At 74.5% G+C, this 5,186-nt stretch carries 5 protein-coding genes; 2 read left to right on the forward strand and 3 right to left on the reverse strand.

Annotated features, from left to right (window positions below; all coding sequences use genetic code 11):
- Window positions 1-1,095 (reverse strand): stage II sporulation protein M (locus ACSNN7_RS28495; RefSeq protein ID WP_436684140.1); only part of this gene is annotated, 1,095 nt, incomplete at its 3' end.
- Between the two features lie 41 nt (window positions 1,096-1,136).
- Between ACSNN7_RS28495 and ACSNN7_RS28500 the strand changes: the two genes are divergently transcribed.
- The gene (locus ACSNN7_RS28500) at window positions 1,137-2,123 is read left to right on the forward strand and encodes an RDD family protein (protein ID WP_436684141.1); all 987 of its coding nucleotides are present in this window, start codon (window positions 1,137-1,139) and stop codon (window positions 2,121-2,123) included.
- Between the two features lie 15 nt (window positions 2,124-2,138).
- On the opposite strand, the gene efeB is transcribed toward ACSNN7_RS28500, so the two are convergent.
- Together efeB and efeO are read right to left on the reverse strand one after the other, a co-directional pair.
- Window positions 2,139-3,443 (reverse strand): iron uptake transporter deferrochelatase/peroxidase subunit, encoded by a 1,305-nt coding sequence (gene efeB, locus ACSNN7_RS28505; protein WP_436684142.1) that lies wholly within the window; start codon window positions 3,441-3,443, stop codon window positions 2,139-2,141.
- Window positions 3,444-3,466: 23 nt separating this feature from the next.
- Window positions 3,467-4,600, reverse strand: a complete 1,134-nt coding sequence (gene efeO / locus ACSNN7_RS28510; protein ID WP_436684143.1) for an iron uptake system protein EfeO — start codon at window positions 4,598-4,600, stop codon at window positions 3,467-3,469.
- Between the two features lie 347 nt (window positions 4,601-4,947).
- Between efeO and ACSNN7_RS28515 the strand changes: the two genes are divergently transcribed.
- Window positions 4,948-5,100 (forward strand): hypothetical protein, encoded by a 153-nt coding sequence (locus tag ACSNN7_RS28515; RefSeq protein WP_436684144.1) that lies wholly within the window; start codon window positions 4,948-4,950, stop codon window positions 5,098-5,100.
- The last annotated feature ends 86 nt before the right edge of the window (window positions 5,101-5,186 follow it).

The following is a 5,186-nucleotide window of genomic DNA, read 5'->3' on the forward strand; positions in this document are numbered from 1 at the left end:
ACCGGCGCGGCCGGCGGCTGGGCGACCTGGTGGCCGGCACGATGGTGGTGCACACCCGCACCCAGCAACCCTGGCTGGGTGCCAGGCGCGGGTGGGGTCGGTGGAGGGCCAGAGTTCGGCCAGCCAGGGGTCGGGGTGGTCGGTGGGCGGGGACTGCGCGGCGACGGCGCGGCGGCCCTGGACCACGACGTAGCCGAGGAAGGCCAGCCAGACTGCGGCGCCGAGGCCGACGCGGAGCGGGATCGGCACGGGTGCCGGGGTGACGAAGGCTTCCAGCAGGGCGGCGACCGCGAAGAGCCCGACCAGGCCGACGGCGACCAGGATCGCCGAGCGGCCCGCCTCGGCGACGGCGCGGGCCCGGGTAAGGTGCACCGGGGGCGAGATCCACGCCCAGGCCGTACGCAGGCCCACCCCGGCGGCGACGAACACCCCGGTCAGTTCGAGCAGCCCGTGCGGGGTGATCAGTCCGAAGAAGACGTCGGCCCGGCCGTAGGAGACCATCACGCCGCCGACCACGCCGACGTTCAGCGCGTTCTGCCAGAGCAGGTAGAACACCGGCACGACCAGCACCCCGGACGCCAGGCACTGGGCGGCGATCCACGCGTTGTGGGTCCACAGGTGGAAGGCGAAGGTCGGCGCGGAGAACTCGGTGTAGTAGCCGGCGAAGCCGGACTCGACCAGGTCGGCCGCCGCCTCCGGGCCGATGAACGCCGCGGCGGTGTCGGGGTGGCCGGCGACGTACCAGATGAGGAAGCCGCTGAGCAGGCTGAACCCGGTCGCCACCGCGCACCACCAGGGCCAGGCGCGGTAGACGGCGCCCGGGAAGCCGACGGTGAGGAACCGGGTGACCGCGGACCAGGACGGACGGCGCCGCCCGGTCACCCGGGCCCGGGCCCGCAGCACCAGCTGGGAGAGGCGGCTCACCAGCCCCGGATCGGGTGAGCGGCTGCGCAGCGCGGACAGGTGGGTGGCGGCGCGCTGGTAGAGCGCCACCAGCTCGTCGACCTCGTCGGCGTCGAGCCGGCGCCGGTCGCAGAGCTGCTCCAGCCGCCGCCACTCGTTCTGGTGCTCGGCGACGTACGCGTCGAGATCCACTCGTCCTCCCCCGTCCGGCGCTCATAGTGTTCACTGTGCGGGTGAGAGCGCAACCACCGGTGCCCGCCGCGATCGGCGCGGCCGACCGGTCCCCGACGGGCGCCGACGCCGGCCTGGTCAGCGGTGAGGCCGTCGAGCTGGACGTGCGGGCGGCCCGGCTGGGTTCCCGGGTGCTGGCGCTGCTGCTGGACGTCACGGTCCAGCTGGTCCTGGTGCTGCTGCTCGCGATGGCGCTGGCGGGCCTGTCGCTCAACGCCCTGCCCGGCATGGACGGCGCCCTGCTGAACGCCCTGGCGACCGTCCTGCTGGTGCTGCTGCTGGTCGGCTACCCGGTGCTCTTCGAACGCTTCAACAACGGCCGTACCCCGGGCAAGATGGCCGTCGGGCTGCGCGTGGTCAGCGCCGACGGCGGCCCCGTCGGGGTGCGGCAGTCGCTGAGCCGGGCGCTGGTCGGGGTCGCGGTGGAGTGGCCCGGCCTGGTGCTGCCGCTGCTGAGCTGGGTGGCCGGCGTGGCGGCGATGCTCACCGACCGGCGCGGCCGGCGGCTGGGCGACCTGGTGGCCGGCACGATGGTGGTGCACACCCGCACCCAGCAACCCTGGCTGCCGGCGCCGATGATCGTCCCGCCACTCACCGGCTGGGCGGTCAACCTGGACCTGACCCGGCTGGACGACCCGCTGGCCCTGGCCGTGCGGCAGTACCTGACCCGGGCGCACCGGTTCGCCGAGCCGTCCCGGACCCTGCTCGGGCGGGCACTGTGGAGCGAGGTGGCCGCGGCGACGACGCCGCCACCGCCGCCCCGCGTACCGGAGGCGCTCCTGCTCGCCGCCGTGCTGGCCGAACGGAACCGGCGCGGGGCGCTGCGGCTGCGCCGGTCCCGTACGCTCACCGCCGGCCTCTGGCCCGAGCTGGCACCGGCTCCGGCCGCGCCCGCCGTACCCGTCGGAAAGAGCCCGGACCCCGCGCCGTCCGACGGTCTGCGCCCGGCGGTCCCGGCACCCCGGGCGACGCCGGCGCCCCCGGCCTGACCGGCGGCAGGCCGGTCAGGCGAAGAGCGAGCGGCCCCACCAGTCGGCGGCGTCCCGGACGCCGGGCGGGCAGGCGAAGAGCGCGCTGGAGACGTGCCGCAGGTACTCGTTCATCACGTCGTTGCGGGCGAGCTGGGTCTGGATCGGCACGAACTGCTTGCGCGGGTCCCGCTGGTACGCGATGAAGAAGAGGCCGGCGTCGAGCCGCCCCAGCCCGTCGGAGCCGTCCACGAAGTTGTAGCCCCGGCGCAGCAGCCGGGCACCGTTGTTGCGGCTCGGGTGGGCCAGCCGCACGTGCGCAACGTCGGCGATGAGCGGCTGCCCGTCGTCGCCCTTGGCGTCGAAGTCGGGCTCGTCGAACTCGTCGCGGCGGCCCAGCGGCGCGCCGACGCCCTTGGTCCGCCCGACGATCTGCTCCTGCTCGACCAGCGAGGTGCGGTCCCAGGTCTCGACCTGCATCCGGATCTTCCGGGTGACCAGGTACGACCCGCCGGTCATCCACTCCGGCCCGTCACCGGGCTGCGCCCAGAGCTGCTCGCGCAGCAGCCCGGCGTCCTCCGCCTTGAGGTTGGCGGTGCCGTCCTTGAAGCCGAAGAGGTTGCGCGGCGTCGCCTGGTCGCGCGAGGTCGACGAGGTACGCCCGAAGCCGAGCTGCGACCAGCGGACGCTTACCACGCCCATCCCGATGCGGGCCAGGTTCCGGATGGCGTGCACCGCCACCTGCGGATCGTTGGCACAGGCCTGCACGCAGAGATCACCGCCGGAGATCTCCGGGCGCAGTGCGTCGCCGGCGAAGTGCGGCAGGTCGGCCAGGGCGGCGGGCCGCCGGTCGGCGATGCCGAACCGGTCCCGGCCCTGCGCGTCGCGGAACAGCGTCGGGCCGAAGCCGATGGTGAGGGTGAGCTGCGACGGCGGCAGGCCGAGCGCCTCGCCGGTGTCGTCGGGCGGCGCCTCCGGCATGCCGTCGACCGCCCCGATCACCCCGGCGTCCCGGCCGGCGGTCATCCGGGCGGCGGCGGCCGTCCACTCCTGCAGCAGCGCCACCAGCCGGGCCCGGTCCTTGGTGATCACGTCGAACGCGACGAAGTGCAGCCGGTCCTGCGCCGGGGTGGTGATGCCGGCCTGGTGCGCGCCGTGGAACGGCACCGCGCCGGCCGCCACGTTGTCGGCGACCGCCTCGTCGGCGTCGCGGGCCAGTGCGCCGGCACCGGCGGCGACGCCGGCTACCCCGGCGACCCCGACCCCGGCGAGGGTGAGGGCCCGCCGCCGGGACAACCGGCCCCGGGCGGGCGGGGTGGCCGCGCTGTGCTGCTCGCTCATCCGTTCTCCTGTGGGACCGGCCCTCATCGGGCGACGACGGCGGCGACCTTGCTGACCGGCTCGGCGAGGGCGTTGATGCTGTCGGACAGCTCCTTGAGCTGGGCCTTGCTCAGCTCGGTGTGCAGCTTCCAGCCGTCGCCGGCCCGGTGCTGCCCGAGCGCCTGCTCGACGTTGGCGAACTCCGTGTCGAGCTGAGTGACCAGCTCGGGCGAGCGCTGCTCCAGGGCCGGCCGCAGGGCGGAGATCGCGGCCTTCGAACCCTCCAGGTTGGCGTTGAAGTCCCAGAGGTCGGTGTGCGAGTAGCGGTCCTCCTCGCCGGTGATCTTGCCGCTGGCGACCTCGTCGAGGAGCTCCTTGGCACCGTTGGCGAGCTGGAGCGGGTTGAGCTTCTCGGCGTTGGCCTTGGCCACGATCTCCCTGACGTCGGCGAGCAGCCGGTCGGCGATCGGGCCGTCCTTGCTGATGTCGCCGGTGGTCCAGAGGTCCTTCTCGATCCGGTGGAAGCCGGTGAACTCCATGCCCTCCTCGATGACCTCCTCGCGGCCGTCGATCTTCGGGTCGAGGTCGCCGAAGATCTCCGCCACCGGCTCGATCCGCTCCCAGTAGGTGCGGGCCACCGGGTAGAGCGCCTTGGCCTTGGCCACGTCGCCGGCCTTGACCGCGGCGACGAACTCCTCGGTCCTGGTCAGCAGGGCACCGGTCTGACTGGCCACGTACCGCTGGTAGCTGGCGGTGGCCTGGGCCAGCGCGGCGTCCGGGGCGACGGTCGCGGCGGTGCCGCTGACCTTCAGCGCACCGCGGATGCCCCGGCCGCTCATCCCGGGCTTGCAGGCGGTCTCGTACGTCCCGGCGGGCAGCTCGACGCGCAGCTCGCGGCTGAGCCCCGGGGCGATGTTCTCCACCTCGCCCATCACCCGGTCGCCGGCGGCGTACACGTAGAACTCGTTGACCTTGCTGCCGGAGTTGGTGACGGTGAAGGTCGCCTGACCGGCGTCGAGGGCGGTGACGTCGACCTCGCAGGTGGTGTCGGAGGCCTTGACCTTCACCGCGTTGGCGCCCTTCGCGCCGTCCTGCTCCTTGCTGTCGCTGCAGGCGCTCACGCCGGTGACGGTCAGGACGCCGGCGGCGGCGAGCGCCAGGAAGCGGGTGGTACGCATCAGTGTCGTTCTCCTCGGAGCAGGCGGGTGCAGGCGCGGCGGCAGGTCGGTCGGCGGCGGCCGCTCCGCCGTCCGACCAGTGGTAAGGGTTGCCTCAGCTAACTTAGGGCAGACTTACCTTCCTCCTGCTCGCGGGGTGCGTCAAGTCGATCGCCGTGCGTTCACCTGTCCGTCCCGTGACAGGATCGGTCCACCCCACCGACGGACGAGGCCACCGTGATCACTTCCATCGTCGACCCGGCCACCGGGCCGCTGCCGCAGACCGCCGGCCCTGCACCGACGGCCCGTCCCCGCCCGGCCCGGCGACCGTCGCCGGCCGTCCGCCCCCGCGTCCTCGGGCACCGGGCATGAAGGGGCTGCTGCCGTGGCTGGCGGTGCTGGCGCTGGTCCTGGCCCTCAACGCGCTGCGGCTGCGCCCGCTGGCCGCCGCGGTGTCGCTGGCCTGGCTCGCCTGGTGCGTCTGGACCTGGATCCGACCCACCCGCCGCCCGTCCCGCTGAGCCGCCCGCCCGAGCGCCGCACGCCCGCCCGCCCGAGCGCCACGCCGGTGTGGGGGGGGGGGGGGGGGGGGGGGGGGGGGGGGGGG

Origin of the sequence: Micromonospora sp. URMC 105 (assembly GCF_051386295.1) — a bacterium.
GTDB lineage: Bacteria > Actinomycetota > Actinomycetes > Mycobacteriales > Micromonosporaceae > Micromonospora.

Excerpts from the sequence above, each read along its gene's own strand:
- ACSNN7_RS28515 (WP_436684144.1), top strand. The coding sequence starts at position 4,948 with ATGAAGGGGCTGCTGCCGTGGCTGGCGGTGCTGGCGCTGGTCCTGGCC.
- efeO (WP_436684143.1), bottom strand. The coding sequence starts at position 4,600 with ATGCGTACCACCCGCTTCCTGGCGCTCGCCGCCGCCGGCGTCCTGACC.
- efeB (WP_436684142.1), bottom strand. The coding sequence starts at position 3,443 with ATGAGCGAGCAGCACAGCGCGGCCACCCCGCCCGCCCGGGGCCGGTTG.